Consider the following 17,983-nt stretch of genomic DNA (forward strand, 5'->3'; position numbering starts at 1 on the left):
CCTTCTTATGCCCCAAGTCATCATTATCGGTGCCGGATTCGCCGGATTATCTGCTGCCAGCTTTATGGCCAAAGCCGGATGGAAAGTTACCGTGCTCGAAAAAAATGACCAGCCCGGCGGCAGAGCCAGACAATGGAAAACCGATGGCTTCACGTTTGATATGGGCCCTTCCTGGTACTGGATGCCCGATGTATTCGAACGCTTCTTTAACCAGTTTGGAAAATCCGTCAGCGATTTTTATGAACTGGACCGACTCGATCCCTCTTATCAGGTTGTATGGCCCAATGGCCCCATGAATATTCCAGCCGGACTCCCGGCACTCAAACAATTATTCGAATCAATCGAACCCGGTGCTGCCATCGCCCTGGAAAAATTCATGGAGGAAGCAGCTTTCAAATATAAAGTGGGCATGGAAAAACTGGTGCATAAACCCGGACAATCACTCACTGAATTCATAGACTGGGACCTTATTCGCGGAGTGTTCAAACTCGATGTTTTCACCTCCATGCGTACACATGTGCACAAATTTTTTCATCATCCCCAACTAAGGCTGCTCATGGAATTTCCGGTTATTTTTCTGGGCGCCATGGCTGAACATACACCTGCACTCTACAGCCTGATGAATTATGCCGATATGGTGGGTGGAACCTGGTATCCCAAAGGCGGCATGTATTCCATCGTGGACGCGATGTACCAGCTCGCAATTGAACAGGGTGTTGAATTCCGCTTCAATGAAGAAGTGAAAAAAATCACCCTGAACCAGTCGAGTGTTACTTCCGTTCAGACAGAAAAAGCAGCTTACCTGGCAGATGCTGTTATTGGCGGCGCCGATTATCACCATATCGAAACAAGCCTGCTTCCCTCTTCCCACCGATCCTATTCCGATCAATATTGGGATTCAAGAGTGATGGCACCAAGCTGTCTGCTTTATTATGTTGGACTCAATAAAAAGCTGCCTAACATTCATCATCATACGCTTTTTTTTGACACCCCATTTGAAGCACACGCAAAAGAAATTTATGAAGATCCGGCATGGCCAACAGATCCGCTTTTTTATATGAGCGCGGTATCTGTTACAGACCCCGGATCAGCCCCGCCTGGTTGTGAAAATTTGTTTCTGCTTATACCCGTTGCCGCCGGATTAAAAAATGATTCAGACGAAATAAGAGATGCTTATTTCAATAAATTAATTGACCGACTGGAAAAATATTTTCAAGAACCAATCCGGGATGCAATTGTTATTAAAAGAAGTTTTGCACATCGCGATTTTGAACAGGATTATAATTCGTTTAAGGGTAATGCCTATGGTTTAGCCAATACACTTAAACAAACGGCCATTTTAAAGCCATCCTGTCGAAGTAAAAAGGTGAAAAATCTTTTTTACACTGGACAATTAACCGTACCCGGACCAGGTGTTCCACCAAGTCTGATCAGTGGAGAACTGGTAGCAAAGGAAGTTATTCGGAATTTTTAGTTAACTTAAAAGAAAACTGGTTTGGGGATATGATGCAATTATTTCACACGGTATGCGAATTAACAAGTAAAATAACGACGGAGCGATACAGTACTTCCTTTTCGTCGGCGATTAAATTATTACACCATGATCTTCGCCAGCCTATTTTCAACATCTATGGATTTGTGCGTTTTGCGGATGAAATCGTAGATACCTTTCATGCCTACGATAAAGAAACGCTGATTAAAGAATTCAGGGAACAAACCTATCAGGCAATTGATCGCAAAATAAGTCTCAATCCGATTTTACATAGTTTTCAGCTCACCGTTAATCAATACAATATTGATCACGAACTGATTGAAGCCTTTTTCCGCAGCATGGAAATGGACCTGAATCAAAAAGCCTACGACCATCAGGGATATATGGATTATATCTATGGGTCTGCAGAAGTAGTGGGACTCATGTGTCTCTATGTTTTTTGTGAAGGTGATCGGTCGCTGTATCAGCGATTGAAAGACCAGGCACGGTCCCTTGGTGCAGCTTTTCAGAAAGTGAATTTTTTGCGTGATCTGAAAGCGGATTATAATTGTCTGGAGCGGGTTTATTTTCCGGGATGTGATTTTAGCAATTTTACCGCCTGCGATAAATCAAAAATTGAAGCGGATATCCAGCACGATTTTGATGAAGCCTATAAGGGCATCATGAAACTGCCGGTGAAAGCGCGTTTCGGTGTATATGTGGCATATAAATATTATCTTTCCCTCTTTAACAGGATCAAACGGGTACAACCGCAACGGATTCTGGTGGAGCGCATCCGGATTCCCAATTACCGGAAAGCCGCCATCGTTGTCCGGGCAGGCGTAAAAAATCAACTCGGTATGATCGGTTAGGAGAGGGAATTTTTCCCGTAGGGTACTGCAAGTAATTGCGACCAAAGGTCATGTTCCCGACGGGTAAAATTCCATAGGATGAGGGAAATATTAAAAGAGAAATAGGAGAAGAGAGAAAGGAGAAAGGCTTCCTAATCCTGAGGTTCAATTATTAATCGTATCTAGTAAATTTCACTTTTCTAATTTCACCTTTTAAATCTTACATCTCTTTTATGGAGCATATAATTTTAGTTGACGAATTCGATTCCCCCATCGGCACGATGGAAAAAATGGAGACGCATCGCAAAGGATTACTGCATCGCGCCTTCAGTGTTTTTATTTACAATGCCGCCGGGGATATGTTGCTGCAACAACGCGCGTTGAATAAATACCACAGTGGTGGTTTGTGGACCAATGCCTGCTGCAGTCATCCTTATCCGGATGAATTGACGCAGGCAGCCGGACTGCGCAGAATGCAGGAAGAAATGGGTTTCGTTACGAATATCCAGCCCGCTTTCCAATTTATATATAAGGCTGAATTCGATAACGGATTAACCGAATACGAATTCGATCATGTTTTTGTTGGAGAATACGATGGTCCCATCCATCCAAATCCGGCTGAGGTAAATGATTATTGTTATTTGTCAACTTCGGAAATTGAAGCGGCCCTGAAATCTCATCCGGCCCGTTTTACTGCCTGGTTTCACCTGGCATTTCCGAAAGTACAGGAATGGAGAAAACAAGCTGAAGTATGCATTGGTTAATTTATGCCGGAATTATTCTGTTGACTTTTATTATTATGGAAGCCGTTACCTGGTTAACCCATCGGTTCGTGATGCACGGATTTCTTTGGTACCTGCACGAAGATCACCATAAAAAAGGGCCGGGTTTCTTTGAAAAAAACGACTGGTTTTTTGTGATTTTCGCGATTCCCAGTATTGGGATGATTCTCTGGGGTACAATCGATACATCCATGTGGTGGATCCAGGCGATTGGTTTTGGTGTGATGCTGTACGGGTTCGCCTATTTTATGGTGCATGAAATCATCATCCACCAGCGATTCAAGTTTTTTACCCGCAGCAATAATATATATATCAGGGCCATCCGCTGGGCGCATAAAATGCACCACAAACACCTCGATAAAGAAGACGGAGAATCCTTCGGCATGCTGGTGGTTCATCAAAAATATTGGGAAAAGGTCAAAAAAGACCGTGAAAACACCCGAAATAAAAAGTGATAAGCGAAGTATCTTGCTACTCTGCTAAATCACTTATATGTCTACCCACCTGTATCAATACAAGCCCTATCATTATTCGTATGAATACGATTATGTATTCGCAGGAGCCGGTGCTGCAACCATGAGCCTCCTGATACGAATGATTCTTTCCGGCCGCTTTAAAGATTCAACCTTTCTTGTAGTGGATAAAGACCGCAAGGAAAAAAACGACCGTACCTGGTGCTTCTGGGAAAATGAGGATGGTTTATTCGAAAAACTGGTACATAAATCCTGGAACCAGCTCTGGTTTCATGGTCCGGGTTTTTCAAAAAAATACCGCATCAAACCCTATCGATATAAGATGATCAGGGGGATTGATTTTTATACCTTCTGCCTGGATTTTTTGAAAAAGCAACCCAATGTGCAATTGCTTTTTGAACCGGTGGAAAAAATTGAATCCCTTAAAAACGGTGCCCGCCTGGTGATCGAAAACCAGGAAACCTATTACGCGAAAAAATATTTATTTAATTCCATTCCTTTTGATAAGCCGGCACCGGCTCCGGGAAAACATATGCTGCTGCAGCATTTCAAAGGATGGCTGATTGAAACTGAACAGGATTTCTTTGATCCTGCGGCCTGTACCCTGATGGATTTTCGGATCAGCCAGCAGCACGGAGCCTCCTTCGTTTATACCATGCCTTTAACAAACCGGACAGCCCTGGTTGAATACACGCTTTTTAATGAATCGCTGTTGAAGGAGGAAGAGTATGAGGAGGGATTGAAAGCCTATATCCGGGATTATCTGAAGCTTGAACAATACTCCATAAAAGAGCAGGAATATGGCGTAATACCCATGACAAATCAGGTGTTTTCACGGGGGGATGGGGCGATTGTGAATATTGGCACCACCGGCGGACAAACCAAGCCTTCCAGCGGATATACCTTTCAGTTTATTCAGAAGAACAGTGATGCGATTCTTTATTCCATGCTGAACCATGGTCATCCGCGGCCGATTGATCTGTCGCATGAAGGACGGTTTATGTTTTATGATTCAGTATTGCTTGATGTGCTGGTGCACAAGGAATTGGGTGGTGCGGAAATCTTCACCAAATTGTTTAAACGCAATTCGGCGAAACGGATTTTCCGCTTCCTCGATAACAATAGTTTCCTGCTGGAAGAACTCCTCCTGATCAGCAGTCTTCCCGTAGGCCCCTTCTGGCGCGCCGCCCGCCGCCAACTCTTTCCTTCACCCGCCGGGTCTCACCGGTCGGGTGCCACCCGACCGGTGAGACCCGGCGGGTGAAGGAAAGAAACCGTAGTTTTGGCCGGTGCGGAAACATTATTTTTATTTTTTGGCGGCGGTGCAGTTTTTGACGAGGATCCGTGTACCGGTTGATTTTCATTACAAGCCCGAGTACCTGGAAAAATCCTCAGTTTATTTTCCACTGGTGGGCTCCATTGTGGCGGCAATCGGTCTCCTGCCTTACCTGCTGCTCAACAAATACCTGAGTGCCGACCTCGCCATCCTCGGGTACATGCTCACTACCATCTGGATCACCGGCGCATTTCACGAAGATGGCTGGGCCGATACCTGCGACGCATTCGGTGGCGGCTGGACCAAAGAAAAGATCCTCGCCATCATGAAAGACAGCCGGCTCGGTACCTACGGAACCATCGGACTGATTGGCCTACTCGCCACCAAATTCCTTATACTGAAAGAATTGCCGGGATTTAATCCCCCTTCCATCACCGCCGGCTTAAACCCGCTGGTAAATTACCGTGATTTTATCCTGTTAATGCTGGGTGCGCATGCTACCAGCCGTCTCATGGCCGTTACCGTAATTCAACAATTTGAGTACGTGCGCGATGAAGATCAAAGCAAATCAAAACCGCTGTCAAAATCAAAGTTGTCGACAGGAGAATTACTGCTTTGCATTGGGCTGGCAATTTTGCCGATCCTGCTGCTATCCCCCTGGTACCTGCTCTGCCTGCTGCCGATGTATCTCGTACGCACACAAATGGCCGGCTATTTTAAAAAATGGATCGGCGGTTACACCGGCGATTGCCTCGGTGCCGTGCAACAGGTCACAGAAATTATATTTTATCTGACTGCACTTATACTTTGGCGTTATATAATCTAAAAATGGAAATTTATCTGATCCGCCATACCCGTCCGGCTATAGAAAAAGGAATCTGTTATGGACAGGCCGACCTCGATATCGTGGAAAGTTTTTATGAAGAAGCGGCAATTATTCGTGCAGTAATTCCGGCAAAAATTCATCGCGTTTATTCAAGCCCGCTTCAGCGATGCCGTAAACTGGCTGAACATTTATTTGAATCACCGATTGAATTTCATAACGATCTCATGGAGATCAATTGCGGTGAATGGGAGCTGCGTCATTGGGATACCATCCCAAAAGAAGAAGTGCAACCCTGGATGGATAATTTCGTGCAGGTTCGCATACCCGGCGGCGAGAGTTATGAAGATCTCTATACAAGAACAACGCAGCGGTTTGAACAAATCAGAAGCAGCGTATTGGAAAATGCGAAGCCCATCGCCATAGTGGCTCATGGGGGCGTGATCCGCAGTATCTTATCGCACCTTACTGGTACTCCCATGCGCGATTCTTTCCAGCGTTTCCCGCTTTTTTATGGCTGTGTGGCCCGCGTGAAAGCCGATACGGGCAATCACGAAATCTTGCTTAATATTGAACAGGAAAAAGAACAGCATCGCCCCAAAACATAACTCAACTTCATTTTATGGCAATCAATATAGATGAACTCCTTACGGTCAGTTTTACACTTTTTGCCGTGATCGATATCCTGGGTTCCATCCCCCTGCTGATTTCGCTCAAAACCAAAATGGGTGAGATCCGGGAATTCCAGGCTTCCCTTATTTCCGGCGCGCTGATGTTGCTGTTTTTATTTGTGGGAGAGCGTTTCCTCGGAATACTTGGCGTGGATGTAGGCTCCTTCGCTGTGGGCGGTTCGATCCTGATTTTTATACTTGGACTGGAAATGGTTTTGGGAGTTGAGTTTTTCAAAAGCGAAGGCGATCCCAAATCAGGTACCCTGGTACCGATTGCATTTCCCCTTATTGCGGGCTCCGGAACCCTTACCACGATTATCTCTCTGCAGGCCAACTATCCGGTTTGGACCGTGGCACTCGGCATTTTACTCAACCTGATTGTGGTTTATTTTGTTCTGAAATCACTTAACTATATCGAACGGCTGATTGGTCCGGCCGGACTCCTCGCCATTCGTAAATTCTTCGGTGTTATCCTGCTTGCCATCGCCGTGAAAATTTTCACCACCAACGTCAGCGGGCTGATAAAGTAACTCCACCCGACCGGTGCCACCGGTCGGGTAGAATGAAGAATTAACCAAATGGTTAAAATATTTGGTCAATTAAAATAAAACCATTTATTTTTGTGGTGAAATTGGAGCAGATGGCAAAAAAAGAACTGAAAATGACGGCTGTGCCGGATCCTTCCACAGAGGAGAAAATAATGGCCGCAGCACGTACTGTTTTTTTGGAAAAGGGGTTTGCCGCCACCCGTACCCGGGATATCGCTGAAGCAGCTGGAATCAACCATGCCCTTCTGAATTATTATTTCAGGAGTAAGGAAAAACTCTTTCAGATCATCATGCTGAACACAGTGAAGCAGTTTTTCAGTTCGCTTTCCGTTGTTTTCAATAATCCTGAAACCAGCCTGGAGAAAAAAGTGGAAGAAGTTGCCAATTATTATATCAACCTGCTGACGGCCCATCCCGATATCCCGCTTTTTATTATGACCGAAATGAAAAAGGGAGCAAAAGATTTAATGAACCAGGTTGGAGCAAAAGAAATTGTTATGAAATCCGTTTTCATTAAACAGTATCAACAAGCCGTGAAAGAAGGCAAGATTCAAAAACTACCACCCGTTCATTTCCTTATGAATGTTTTGGGATTAACGGTATTCCCTTTTATTGCAAGTCCCATGATTAAGGGCCTCGTCGATTTGTCAGATACAGAATTTACAAGCCTGATGCAGGAAAGAAAAAAATTAATCCCCATCTGGGTAAAAATGATACTGAAGGCAACGTAATTTTTTTTGCCATCACTTTAACCAAATGGTTAATTCAAATGGATAAATTTATGCATAAAAAAACAACAAAAAACAAAGGACATTGGTTCTGTATTCCAATTTTCCTTATTAGCCTTTACACAAACAGTGTTTCCGGCCAAACAATGCTGCGTATTGAAGATTGTTACATTCAGGCAAGAAATAATTATCCGCTGGTAAAGCAAATGAGTCTGATTGAACAGGCAAAACAATATTCAATCAGCAATGCTTCGAAAGCATATTTGCCTCAGGTAAGTTTCAATGGTCAGGCTACCTATCAATCGGAGGTTACAGAAATAAAACTGCCCGCAGCCAGCCTGAGCCTGCTTAGTAAAGATCAATACCGGGTAACCGGAGAAATCTACCAGACCCTTTCCGATTTTGGAACCATCAAACAACAACGAGAACAGATAAAGTCCCAGGCTGAAACAGAGAAAAAACAAACAGCTGTTGAGCTGTATAAATTAAATGAACGAATCAATCAACTTTATTTCGGGGTTCTTCTTCTGGAACGCCAATTGCAACAAAACGAAGTTTTAAAATCAGATTTACAGGCAGCATTGGATAAAACCATGGCCGCAATCGAAAACGGAACGGCATTGCAATCCAATGGAGCTGAACTGGAAGCGGAGCTTATAAAAGCCGCACAACGCACCATCGAATTAAAGGCAGCAAAAAACGCTTATCTGGATATGTTATCCCTCTTTACCGGGCAGAAAATGGATACTGCAACTAGACTTCAGCTGCCTGAACGCAAAGAATTGGATTCAACAGTCAGAAGACCGGAAATAAATTTTTTCGAAGCACAAAAAAGAACGCTGTCAATTCAGACCCGCCTTATCAATAACCGGAATATTCCAAAAATTGGGGCATTCTTTCAGGGTGGATATGGTCGTCCGGGATTGAATATGCTGAATAATGAATTCCGTTCTTTTTATATAACCGGACTTCGGATGAACTGGAATTTCACCGGATTATATACTGCTAAAAAAGAGAAAAAACTGGTTGAAATTTCCCTGCAGAAAATAGATCTGCAAAAAGAAAGTTTTCTGCTCAATACACGGATCAGCCTCTCTCAACAGGAGAAGGAATTGGAAAAATATGTTCAGCTGATAAAAGAGGATGAAGCTATAGTAGGCCTGCGGAAAAAAATCAAAACAAGCGCAAAAGCACAGGTAGAGAATGGAGTTATCACCATCAAAGATTATATAAGCTATATAAACGAAGAAGACCTTGCCAGACAGCAGTTGTTATTACATCAGGTACAACTTCTGTTAGCACAACACAATTATTTAACAATCTCCGGCAATCAATAATTTAAAAACAAAATCATGAAACAATATCTCAAGCTTCTGTTGCTTATTTATTTTCCCTTTTTAATTTATTCCTGCGGTTCCAGTTTATCTGATTTTGATGCAACCGGATCTTTTGAAGCGGATGAAATAATAATCAGTGCAGAGCAATCGGGGAAAATTTTGGAATTATCTATTGAGGAAGGCCAGTTGCTGGACAGCAATTCCATCATCGGGCAAATTGATGTAAGTGGATTAGCGATACAAAAGGAACAGGCTCAGGCATCGGTTTACGCAATTCGGGAAAAAATGGCAGATGCCCGTCCTCAGGTGGACGTTCTTCAATCACAGATTGCAGCACAGCAGGCACAAATTCAGGCCATATACCAGCAACTGGAAGTGCTCCAAAAAGAAGTAGCCAGAACTGAAAAACTGGTAGCGGCTGATGCGGCAACCAAAAAACAATTGGATGATCTGAATGGACAGGAAGCTGTCCTTCAAAAACAAATAACAGTAGCAAAAGAACAGGAGCAGGTTTTACGGCAACAGATTCGCTCGGCAGTAGCATCGGTAAGTATTCAGAACAGGGGCATTTTGAGTGAAGTAGTGCCCGGTAAAAAACGAACCGAATTAATTGAAGACCAGATCAAAAAGGGGCAAATAATAAATCTTTATCCCGGTACTGTGCTCACAAAATATGCCATGGCGGGTGAATATGCTTCCATTGGAAAACCGCTTTACAAGCTGGCAGATTTGTCCACCATAACGTTAAGAACGTATATAAGTGGTAATCAGCTTCCGCTTGTAAAACTAAATCAGGCTGTAAAAGTATTTACCGATGATGGAAATGGAGCATTCAATGAAACAACGGGTACTATCACCTGGATTAGCCCCAAAGCAGAGTTTACTCCCAAAACCATTCAGACCAAAGACGAAAGAGCCAATCTTGTATATGCCATCAAGGTTAAAGTCAGAAATGACGGCAGTTATAAAATCGGCATGTACGGTGAAATAAAATTTTAATCCCATGATGGATGTACAGGTAAGAGGTCTCCGCAAAACCTACGGCAAACCACCGGTAACAGCAGTGGATACAATCAGCTTTGATGTGAAGAAGGGAGAATTGTTTGGATTAATTGGTCCGGATGGAGCCGGCAAAACAAGCATTTTCAGGATGCTGACCACCCTGCTGCTGCCAGATGGCGGAACTGCTTCTGTAAATGGTTTTGATATCGTAAAAGACTATAAATTCATCCGGGAGCGGGTAGGTTATATGCCAGGGAAATTCTCCCTCTACCAGGATTTAACGGTTGAAGAAAATCTGCATTTTTTTGCCACTCTTTTTAATACAACGGTTGAAGAGAACTACGCGTTGGTAAAGGATATCTATATTCAAATTGAACCGTTTAAGAAAAGGCGCGCCGGTAATTTATCAGGGGGTATGAAACAAAAACTGGCGCTCTGTTGTGCGTTGATTCATCGCCCTTTGGTCTTGTTCCTTGACGAACCTACTACCGGAGTGGATACGGTTTCAAGAAAAGAGTTCTGGGAAATGCTGAAACGATTGAAAGAGCAGGGGATTACCATTCTGGTTTCTACACCCTATATGGACGAAGCTACACTTTGCGAGCGGATCGCATTGCTGCAGGAAGGGAAAATTTTATCCATCGATACGCCCGCCAATATAATCCGGTCCTATCCCGATCAATTATTTGCCATTAAATCAGATCAAATGAGTTGGTTATTAAAGGAGCTTAGAAATAATCCTGAAGTTAAAACCTGTAATTCATTTGGCGAATATCATCATATCAGTTTTAAGGAAATTGCTGCAGACACTGAATCTGCGTTGATTAATTACCTTAAAAAAGCGGGTCATTCAAATCTGGAACTATTCAAAACAGCTCCAACTATTGAAGATTGTTTTATTAACCTGATGAATTAAGTATATGCAGGACATTGTCATCAAAACAGATAAGCTTACAAAGAAATTTGGTGATTTCATAGCAACCAATCAAATCTCGATGGAAGTGTATAAAGGAGAAATATTCGGATTTCTGGGAGCGAACGGAGCCGGTAAAACAACTGCGATGAAAATGTTATGCGGGCTCTCGATCCCTAGTTCAGGATCTGCTACCGTAGCCGGATTTGATGTGTATACGCAAAGGGAAGCAATAAAAAAGTCCATTGGTTATATGAGTCAGAAATTTTCTTTGTATGAAGATTTGACTGTTATAGAAAACATCGAATTCTTTGGTGGAATATACGGCCTTAACAGAAAAGCTTTGAAAGAGAAATCAGCAAAGCTAATTGAACAGCTGGGTTTACAACCGGAAGCTGCAAAATTGGTAGGAGCGCTACCCCTGGGCTGGAAACAGAAGCTGGCTTTTTCCGTCGCGATTCTTCATGAACCAAAAATTGTATTTCTTGATGAGCCAACCGGTGGAGTGGATCCTGTAACAAGAAGACAATTCTGGGATTTGATTTATGATGCGGCAGACCGTGGCATTACCGTATTTGTTACTACACATTATATGGATGAAGCTGAATATTGTAACCGAATTTCCATGATGGTAGATGGATTTATAAAGGCACTTGATAGTCCGGCAAATCTTAAAAAACAATTTAATGTCCCTTCCATGGACGAGGTTTTCTTCGAACTGGCCCGAGGTGCTCAAAGAAAAGCTGATTAGACTTAAAAAATTTGTGCAATGAAACAGTTTAGTACGTTTGTTCGAAAAGAGTTTTATCATGTTTTCAGGGATACAAAAACATTGCTCATGTTATTTGGACTGCCTGTTGTATTGATAGTATTATTTGGATTTGCGCTCACTAATGAAATAAAAAACACCCGGATTGTTATCTGCGATTATGCGAAAGATCCGATTTCAACTCAATTAACCGAATTGTTATCGAAGGGCGACCATTTCAAAATTGATAAAATTCTTACCCATGCAGGTGAAATTGAAGCTGGATTTAAAGAGGGAAAGATTAAACTTGCCATTCTTTTTCCGCCCGGATTTTCGCAGGAGCTGATTCATCAGGGTAAAGCAGAGATTCAGGTTATAGCCGATGCATCTGATCCGAATACGGCAAATACAGTTACAAGTTATGTGCATTCAGTTGTATTGAACTACCAGCAGACTCGTGCGCTTGCTAAACCTGAATCCTTTCAAATTATTCCGGAACTGAGAATGATTTACAACCCGGAATTAAAGGGTGCGACAAATTTTGTGCCCGGCGTAACTGCTCTTGTGTTGTTGCTGGTTTGTGTTCTGATGACATCCGTTTCCATAGTACGTGAAAAAGAATTGGGGACCATGGAAATTTTACTGGTATCACCCATTAATCCCCTTTTGGTAATCATTGCCAAAGCGGTTCCTTATTTTCTGCTTTCACTGGTTAATCTGGCGGTTATACTTTTACTCAGTGTAAGTCTGCTGGATATGCCTTTTAACGGGAGTGTATTCCTCTTATTTGGTGTCAGCAGCATGTTGATACTTGCGGCCTTGTCATTGGGTTTGCTCATTTCAAACAGCACCGCTTCGCAACAAACTGCGATGATCATATCCTTAATGGGTATGTTGATTCCAACCCTGCTCTTTACCGGATTTATGTTTCCCCTTGAAAATATGCCAATTGCTCTTCAGGTAATCGCTAATCTTGTACCCTCAAAATGGTATTATATAATTGTGAAAGCAATCATGATTAAAGGCCTTGGTTTTTCTGCAATTTGGAAAGAAACCCTGATTCTGGCTGCTATGACAGTGGCGCTTCTCTTTATCAGTTTCAAAAAGTTCAAAATTCGGTTGTCATGAATACGATGCGATATCTCCTGGTTAAAGAATTTAAACAGATTTTAAGAAATAAAGCACTGCTGCCTCTTTTATTTGTTGCACCTATTGTTCAGTTACTGGTAATGCCACTGGCAGCTGATTATGAGGTTAAAAATATCAAGGTTGGAGTTGTTGATCTTGATCGGTCAGATTATTCAAAAAAACTGGTAACCAAAATCGAATTTTCCAATTACTTTAAACTGGTGGATTATTCTAACTCGTTTGATGCCTCATTCAGGTATCTGGAAAAAGATGCGGCTGATCTGGTTCTGGAGATACCAAAGAATTTTGAAAGAAATCTGGTTCGGGAAAAAATAGAAAAGGTCTTTATTGCCGTAAATGCAATCAATGGAACCAAAGCTATTATGGGGAGTAACTATCTGAGTTTGTTATTGGCTGATTTCAATAAAGAAATCAGTACAAAATGGAAAGCGTATGAAATGGCAGAAAAGAGTCCGGTTATTGAGGTTGCTTCACTTAATTGGTTTAATACCTGGCTGGATTATTCTTTTTATATGGTACCGGGTATTCTCGTTACGCTCGTAACGATGGTAGGTGTTTATATGTGCTCCTTAAATATTGTAAAAGAAAAAGAAATCGGCACGATTGAACAAATTAATGTAACACCCATTAAAAAGCATCATTTTATTTTAGCCAAACTGCTTCCCTTTGCTGTTATCGGGCTGGTAATTTTTAGTGTGGGTTTATTTGGTGTAGCCGGTCTTGTTTATGGGATTTATTCAATTGGCAGTCTATGGCTGGTATATGGATTTCTTTTACTTTTTCTTGCAGCTATTTTAGGTATAGGTCTCCTGATTTCCACTTATTCCCAAACGCAGCAGCAGGCGATGTCGGTAGCCTTTTTCTTTATGATGATTTTTATGTTGATGAGCGGATTGTTTACGTCTGTTGACAGTATGCCTGCCTGGGCCAGATTCATAGCAAACTGTAATCCGGTTACTCATTTTATTGAGGTAATGAGAATGGTAGTTTTGAAAGGAAGCGGGTTTTCACAGATAAAGTACCATTTTTTGATCATGCTTGGATTTGGCCTCTTGTTTAATGGATGGGCAATTGCCAATTATAAAAAGACCAGTTAAATCAACTCTTTTTTCATTATTACAATATTTTTTTTCTCTAATTCGATCCGTTCCATTTCTTCCCATCCAAGCCGTTTATATAAGTTTTCTGCAGTATGAGTGAAAAGAAAGAGTTCAGTTATTCCCAGGCTTTTTGAATGGGCCTGAATTTTTTCGCAGAGTAAGCTGGCATAGCCCCTCCCTCTGCTTTGGGGTTCACAGTATACCAGTGCCATCCAATGTTTAAAAATCGATAATCGGGGTAGTTTGGCCTGTAAACCCACCTGATTGTAAATTCCGCCCGTTGCAACAGGTTTTGTGTCAATTGAAAGTAATACCTGAAATTCCCGGCCGTTTTCGTTCAGCGTTCTTATTTTTTCTACAGTAGCTGCGTTGGGGATTTTCCATTCTTTAAAATACCATTCTGCAATAAGGTTTATTTTTTCCGGGGCAAAATGTGAATGTAATTCATAGTTTATTTCCATCGTCTATAAAAATAGCACATTAATAGGAAATTTCATAAAACAGCAGCCAATCGATGGCAGTGGTACGATTTTTTTAAGTGAATGGAAAAAAATTACCATGAAACAGCTGATTTTTGTTTTGGCGGTTTGTTGCGCTTTTGCCTGCAACAACCGATTTGAAGAAAACGAGGATTTGGTGAAATCCGAACAAATGGTAGCACGCGAGGACACTTCCATAACCAGTTACCCGCCGGGTAATACGCCGGTTCCACCTAATGTGCAACCGTATAGCGACAGTACCAATCGCCAAAAATAGATTTAGGTATTCACTATTTCCCCTCCATTGGGGTGTAACACCTGTCCGGTCATATAACTGTTTTCTTTCAGCGCAAGAAAAAGATAAGCGGGCGCGATTTCATTCGGCTGTCCGGGTCGTTTCATGGGCACATCACTCCCAAATCCGGCCACTTTTTCTTTTTTGAAGGAGGAAACAATCAGTGGAGTCCATACCGGTCCGGGTGCCACTGCATTCACGCGAATGCCTTTTTTCACCAAATTCGCAGCCAGACTTCTTGTAAAGGCAATTATGGCCCCCTTTGTTGCAGCATAGTCAATCAATGCATCGCTGCCCCGATAGGCCGTTACGGAGCTGCTATTGATAATACAGGCCCCTTTATTCATATACTCCAAAGCGAAGCGGGTTATCCAGAAATAGGAATACACATTGGTTGCAAAGGTTTTTATCAATTGATCTGTAGTTATATCTGTAAATTCTTTTTGCTCCCAATGAACGGCAATATTATTGATCAGGACATCTATTGAGCCGAATTGGTCGGCTGTTTTTTGTACAACTCTTTTACAATTCGATTCCTTACTTATGTCAGCCCTGATCAGTATGCAATTCACGCCATAAGCCTGTATTTCCGCTTTTGTATCGGATGCGTCTTGCGTTTCATTCAGATAGCTGATGGAGATATTAGCCCCTTCACTCGCAAATAATTTGGCCACAGCTTTCCCGATTCCACTATCGCCACCGGTTATCAGCACATTTTTCCCTTTTAATTTTTCCGAACCCTTACTGACGGGATCTGTTTCCGGAATCGGCAACATCTTTTCTTCCTGTCCGGGACGCCGTTGCCGCTGCGGCGGATTCACTACCTTTTTTGGATTTTTCTTTGCCATCTTTTTTAAAGACGGTGTTAAAAAATCATACCATTCCCCTTCACCGGTCGGGTGCCACCGGTCGGGTGCCACCCGACCGGTGAAGTTATTGTGTTGTTGGTCCGTGAACGGTGAGTATCCCTTCTTTTGAAATCTCCATTTTGTCAATGAAAACTACCCGCTCATCTCCGGTTTTATTGGTGCGGCCATGATATACGCAGAGCATGGTTTTCCCATCCGGCGTATACGTGATACTGTTATGACCTGTTCCGGTTACAATGCCACCTGATGCTGTATTTTTTTGCAGTACCGGATTATTGGCTGCTTTGGTAAATGGTCCCAATGGATTGTTGGAGGTCGCATAACCCACTGCGTAATTTTTGCCCCCGAAATAATTGGCTGAGTACATCATGTAATAGGTGTCATCGCGCTTGAAAATAAAAGACCCTTCTGTCCAACGGCGATTCACTTCTTTACTTGTGACAGACAAACTTTCCCAGGCAGCCTGCGGGTCATTCATTTTTACAGGCGGACGCAGCAGTAAAACCGGCTCACCGATAATGCCTGTGAAATCAGGCTGGATTTCCACACCATATACCCAGCTTTCCTCAATTTCCTTAAACCAGCCCTTCTTACGTGCCCATCTTGCCACTTCAGAATCAACGGCATGTTTGTAACAGCACCTCGAATAATACAGATAAACTTTTCCGTTTTCTGCGAACAATACATTGGCATCAATAATCGGATAACCCGGATCAAAAATGGGCTGATTGGTAAGGTCGATAAAGGGCCCGGTTGGCTGATCAGCAACAGCCACCCCTATTTTAAAATTCTCCTCCTCATTGGTCGGATTTACTTTCCATTGGGCACTGTAGAACAGATAAAACTTTCCATTCCGTTCATATACTTCCGGCGCCCAGAAAGAATGAATACCCCAACCATTTTTATTATCACTGAAATAAACCTGGCCTTCTCGTTTCCAATCCTTCAGATCATCGGATGAATAGGCAACAAATCCGTTTTTTGCACCGGCTCCTGTTCCATACATATAATATTTTCCGGAGGAGGTACGCAAAATATACGGATCACCAAATTTTACATCGATGGGGTTATTGGAAATCAGTTTCTCTTCATAAGGGGGCAGGGCTGTCCACCAGTTTAGAATTTCTTTACTTAATCTGTTTACGATTTCCGGATAGTTTACTGCCAGGTTGTTGGATTCATTTTTATCCGTACGCAAGTCATATAGTTCGATACTGGTTTTATCTGCATTCAGGAGTAATTTCCAGTTGTCCACCCTGCATGCCAAAGCCGGACTTTTATTTGGTGCTTTCGGAACACTGAAGAATGCATTATTGCGACCATATTCCCATATCAATGTATTCTTTCTTTTGGATGGTTTTCCCAATAAAACCGCGCTTCTGTCCTCTCCATCAAATGACTCTGGTCCTTCCAGTTTAGCGCCCGCAATTTTGCAAAAGGAGGGAAGCAGATCTAGTGCAGAAATAATAGAACTGGTATCCACTCCGGCTTTTTTAATTTTTGCCGGCCAGCGGATTATAAAAGGCATTTTTAGTCCGCCCTCATAAAGAGAGAGTTTGGTGCCTCTCAACCCTGCAGACCGATCCTGCCGAAAATTAGGCAGTGGGCCATTATCACTGGTAAAAATAACGATCGTGTTTTCATCGATTCCAAGTTCTTTGAGTCCGGTCATCAAACGCCCCAACTGATGGTCAAATTCTTTCAATACGGATTCAAAACTTTTTTCTTCTTCGGGCTTTCCCGGATAACGGCCTGTTTCATCATCGCCGGCCACCCAGGGTGTATGCACATCATCGGTCCAGAGGTTTACAAAACAGGGTTTGTTTTTATTTGCTCCTAAAAATGCCAGGGTTTTATCCACAAAATAGGCTGTGCGATTCCATCTTTTTACACTGTCTTTATCGCTCCAGATCCAATTGGTTGCAGTTATGGCGGGATCGGGATCCGGACTTTCATAGGTTCCAGACCAGGCATCAAAACCATACTGGTCAAAATTGGGTGCATTGGTTACATCCCGACCACCACCCAGGTGCCATTTTCCGAAATGTCCGGTTGCATACCCTTTTGCTTTCAGCAATTTAGCCATGGAAGGAGCATTCGGATCAAGAAAGTCGACCTGCTCTTTTCGTTTATTATCCGCTCTTGTATTCAGGAAAGTAGTGAAATGCAGTTCAGCGGGACGGATTCCGGTAAGAATACCGGCTCTTGATGGAGAGCAAATTGGGGACGCGCTGTAATAGTTGGTAAAGCGCAATCCTTCCGCGGCAATTCTGTCAATATGGGGAGTATTGTATTTCCCATAATAACAACTGATATCTCCGATACCCAGGTCATCGGCAAGGATCAATATGATATTGGGAGCCTGATCGGATAGGTGCTGGGTTGATTTAGCCCTGGTCTGTGTAACAACAAGTAACAGGAGGAAAGCGGCAATTATTTTATGACATCGCATCGTTGAAATCTTTTCT

19 protein-coding genes are annotated in these 17,983 nt (G+C 42.6%); 16 read left to right on the forward strand and 3 right to left on the reverse strand.

Annotated elements, in window-relative coordinates; genetic code table 11:
• Window positions 1-7 precede the first annotated feature (7 nt).
• From B2746_RS13510 to B2746_RS13580, 15 genes are all read left to right on the forward strand, one after another.
• Window positions 8-1,474 carry a phytoene desaturase family protein gene (locus tag B2746_RS13510; protein ID WP_290794878.1) on the forward strand — a complete coding sequence of 489 codons (1,467 nt, stop codon included), beginning with the start codon at window positions 8-10 and terminating at the stop codon, window positions 1,472-1,474.
• Window positions 1,475-1,503: 29 nt separating this feature from the next.
• Window positions 1,504-2,343 carry a phytoene/squalene synthase family protein gene (locus B2746_RS13515; RefSeq protein ID WP_290794881.1) on the forward strand — a complete coding sequence of 280 codons (840 nt, stop codon included), beginning with the start codon at window positions 1,504-1,506 and terminating at the stop codon, window positions 2,341-2,343.
• A 212-nt stretch (window positions 2,344-2,555) separates the two neighbouring features.
• Complete coding sequence (gene idi, locus B2746_RS13520) at window positions 2,556-3,086, forward strand: isopentenyl-diphosphate Delta-isomerase (RefSeq protein ID WP_290794884.1); 531 nt, start codon at window positions 2,556-2,558, stop codon at window positions 3,084-3,086.
• Window positions 3,074-3,559, forward strand: a complete 486-nt coding sequence (locus B2746_RS13525; RefSeq protein WP_290794887.1) for a sterol desaturase family protein — start codon at window positions 3,074-3,076, stop codon at window positions 3,557-3,559. Before idi ends, B2746_RS13525 begins: the two co-directional genes overlap by 13 nt.
• 37 nt (window positions 3,560-3,596) lie before the next feature.
• Window positions 3,597-4,841: a lycopene cyclase family protein gene (locus B2746_RS13530; RefSeq protein WP_290794889.1), complete on the forward strand. Its 1,245-nt coding sequence runs from the start codon at window positions 3,597-3,599 to the stop codon at window positions 4,839-4,841.
• Window positions 4,842-4,866: 25 nt separating this feature from the next.
• The gene (locus tag B2746_RS13535) at window positions 4,867-5,679 is read left to right on the forward strand and encodes an adenosylcobinamide-GDP ribazoletransferase (RefSeq protein WP_290794891.1); all 813 of its coding nucleotides are present in this window, start codon (window positions 4,867-4,869) and stop codon (window positions 5,677-5,679) included.
• Window positions 5,680-5,681: 2 nt separating this feature from the next.
• On the forward strand, window positions 5,682-6,284 hold the full coding sequence (gene cobC, locus B2746_RS13540) for an alpha-ribazole phosphatase (protein ID WP_290794894.1): 603 nt from the start codon (window positions 5,682-5,684) through the stop codon (window positions 6,282-6,284).
• Window positions 6,285-6,298: 14 nt separating this feature from the next.
• Window positions 6,299-6,877 (forward strand): MarC family protein, encoded by a 579-nt coding sequence (locus B2746_RS13545; protein WP_290794897.1) that lies wholly within the window; start codon window positions 6,299-6,301, stop codon window positions 6,875-6,877.
• A 110-nt stretch (window positions 6,878-6,987) separates the two neighbouring features.
• Window positions 6,988-7,626 (forward strand): TetR/AcrR family transcriptional regulator, encoded by a 639-nt coding sequence (locus B2746_RS13550; RefSeq protein WP_290794899.1) that lies wholly within the window; start codon window positions 6,988-6,990, stop codon window positions 7,624-7,626.
• 143 nt (window positions 7,627-7,769) lie between these two features.
• Window positions 7,770-8,960, forward strand: a complete 1,191-nt coding sequence (locus B2746_RS13555) for a TolC family protein (protein ID WP_290794902.1) — start codon at window positions 7,770-7,772, stop codon at window positions 8,958-8,960.
• A 15-nt stretch (window positions 8,961-8,975) separates the two neighbouring features.
• The gene (locus tag B2746_RS13560; protein ID WP_290794905.1) at window positions 8,976-9,959 is read left to right on the forward strand and encodes an HlyD family secretion protein; all 984 of its coding nucleotides are present in this window, start codon (window positions 8,976-8,978) and stop codon (window positions 9,957-9,959) included.
• A 4-nt stretch (window positions 9,960-9,963) separates the two neighbouring features.
• The gene (locus B2746_RS13565; RefSeq protein WP_290794908.1) at window positions 9,964-10,878 is read left to right on the forward strand and encodes an ABC transporter ATP-binding protein; all 915 of its coding nucleotides are present in this window, start codon (window positions 9,964-9,966) and stop codon (window positions 10,876-10,878) included.
• 4 nt (window positions 10,879-10,882) lie between these two features.
• Window positions 10,883-11,626 (forward strand): ABC transporter ATP-binding protein, encoded by a 744-nt coding sequence (locus tag B2746_RS13570; RefSeq protein ID WP_290794910.1) that lies wholly within the window; start codon window positions 10,883-10,885, stop codon window positions 11,624-11,626.
• 18 nt (window positions 11,627-11,644) lie between these two features.
• Window positions 11,645-12,751 carry an ABC transporter permease gene (locus B2746_RS13575; RefSeq protein WP_290794913.1) on the forward strand — a complete coding sequence of 369 codons (1,107 nt, stop codon included), beginning with the start codon at window positions 11,645-11,647 and terminating at the stop codon, window positions 12,749-12,751.
• Window positions 12,748-13,869 (forward strand): ABC transporter permease, encoded by a 1,122-nt coding sequence (locus B2746_RS13580; RefSeq protein ID WP_290794915.1) that lies wholly within the window; start codon window positions 12,748-12,750, stop codon window positions 13,867-13,869. The genes B2746_RS13575 and B2746_RS13580 overlap by 4 nt, the downstream gene beginning before the upstream one ends.
• Here B2746_RS13580 and B2746_RS13585 read toward each other — a convergent pair.
• Entirely contained in the window at window positions 13,866-14,333 is a 468-nt protein-coding gene (locus B2746_RS13585) for a GNAT family N-acetyltransferase (RefSeq protein WP_290794917.1), read from the reverse strand. The two genes, B2746_RS13580 and B2746_RS13585, sit on opposite strands and share 4 nt — an antisense overlap.
• Before the next feature lie 97 nt (window positions 14,334-14,430).
• Here B2746_RS13585 and B2746_RS13590 point away from each other — a divergent pair, with 97 nt between their 5' ends.
• On the forward strand, window positions 14,431-14,628 hold the full coding sequence (locus B2746_RS13590; RefSeq protein ID WP_290794920.1) for a hypothetical protein: 198 nt from the start codon (window positions 14,431-14,433) through the stop codon (window positions 14,626-14,628).
• 2 nt (window positions 14,629-14,630) lie between these two features.
• Here B2746_RS13590 and B2746_RS13595 read toward each other — a convergent pair whose 3' ends face one another.
• Entirely contained in the window at window positions 14,631-15,494 is an 864-nt protein-coding gene (locus B2746_RS13595) for an SDR family oxidoreductase (protein WP_290794923.1), read from the reverse strand.
• Window positions 15,495-15,579: 85 nt separating this feature from the next.
• Window positions 15,580-17,967, reverse strand: coding sequence for a family 43 glycosylhydrolase (locus tag B2746_RS13600; protein ID WP_290794926.1), 2,388 nt, complete (start codon window positions 17,965-17,967; stop codon window positions 15,580-15,582).
• Window positions 17,968-17,983: the final 16 nt, after the last annotated feature.

The organism is Flavihumibacter sp. UBA7668, assembly GCF_002483205.1.
In the GTDB taxonomy this organism is placed as follows: domain Bacteria; phylum Bacteroidota; class Bacteroidia; order Chitinophagales; family Chitinophagaceae; genus Flavihumibacter.

What these genes read in the sequence shown, in the direction of transcription:
- B2746_RS13565 (WP_290794908.1), top strand. Translation starts at nt 9,964, where the DNA reads ATGATGGATGTACAGGTAAGAGGTCTCCGCAAAACCTACGGCAAACCA.
- B2746_RS13570 (WP_290794910.1), top strand. Translation starts at nt 10,883, where the DNA reads ATGCAGGACATTGTCATCAAAACAGATAAGCTTACAAAGAAATTTGGT.
- B2746_RS13590 (WP_290794920.1), top strand. Translation starts at nt 14,431, where the DNA reads ATGAAACAGCTGATTTTTGTTTTGGCGGTTTGTTGCGCTTTTGCCTGC.
- B2746_RS13550 (WP_290794899.1), top strand. Translation starts at nt 6,988, where the DNA reads ATGGCAAAAAAAGAACTGAAAATGACGGCTGTGCCGGATCCTTCCACA.
- idi (WP_290794884.1), top strand. Translation starts at nt 2,556, where the DNA reads ATGGAGCATATAATTTTAGTTGACGAATTCGATTCCCCCATCGGCACG.
- cobC (WP_290794894.1), top strand. Translation starts at nt 5,682, where the DNA reads ATGGAAATTTATCTGATCCGCCATACCCGTCCGGCTATAGAAAAAGGA.
- B2746_RS13545 (WP_290794897.1), top strand. Translation starts at nt 6,299, where the DNA reads ATGGCAATCAATATAGATGAACTCCTTACGGTCAGTTTTACACTTTTT.
- B2746_RS13575 (WP_290794913.1), top strand. Translation starts at nt 11,645, where the DNA reads ATGAAACAGTTTAGTACGTTTGTTCGAAAAGAGTTTTATCATGTTTTC.
- B2746_RS13560 (WP_290794905.1), top strand. Translation starts at nt 8,976, where the DNA reads ATGAAACAATATCTCAAGCTTCTGTTGCTTATTTATTTTCCCTTTTTA.
- B2746_RS13530 (WP_290794889.1), top strand. Translation starts at nt 3,597, where the DNA reads ATGTCTACCCACCTGTATCAATACAAGCCCTATCATTATTCGTATGAA.
- B2746_RS13580 (WP_290794915.1), top strand. Translation starts at nt 12,748, where the DNA reads ATGAATACGATGCGATATCTCCTGGTTAAAGAATTTAAACAGATTTTA.
- B2746_RS13585 (WP_290794917.1), bottom strand. Translation starts at nt 14,333, where the DNA reads ATGGAAATAAACTATGAATTACATTCACATTTTGCCCCGGAAAAAATA.
- B2746_RS13510 (WP_290794878.1), top strand. Translation starts at nt 8, where the DNA reads ATGCCCCAAGTCATCATTATCGGTGCCGGATTCGCCGGATTATCTGCT.
- B2746_RS13600 (WP_290794926.1), bottom strand. Translation starts at nt 17,967, where the DNA reads ATGCGATGTCATAAAATAATTGCCGCTTTCCTCCTGTTACTTGTTGTT.
- B2746_RS13515 (WP_290794881.1), top strand. Translation starts at nt 1,504, where the DNA reads ATGATGCAATTATTTCACACGGTATGCGAATTAACAAGTAAAATAACG.
- B2746_RS13525 (WP_290794887.1), top strand. Translation starts at nt 3,074, where the DNA reads ATGCATTGGTTAATTTATGCCGGAATTATTCTGTTGACTTTTATTATT.
- B2746_RS13595 (WP_290794923.1), bottom strand. Translation starts at nt 15,494, where the DNA reads ATGGCAAAGAAAAATCCAAAAAAGGTAGTGAATCCGCCGCAGCGGCAA.
- B2746_RS13555 (WP_290794902.1), top strand. Translation starts at nt 7,770, where the DNA reads ATGCTGCGTATTGAAGATTGTTACATTCAGGCAAGAAATAATTATCCG.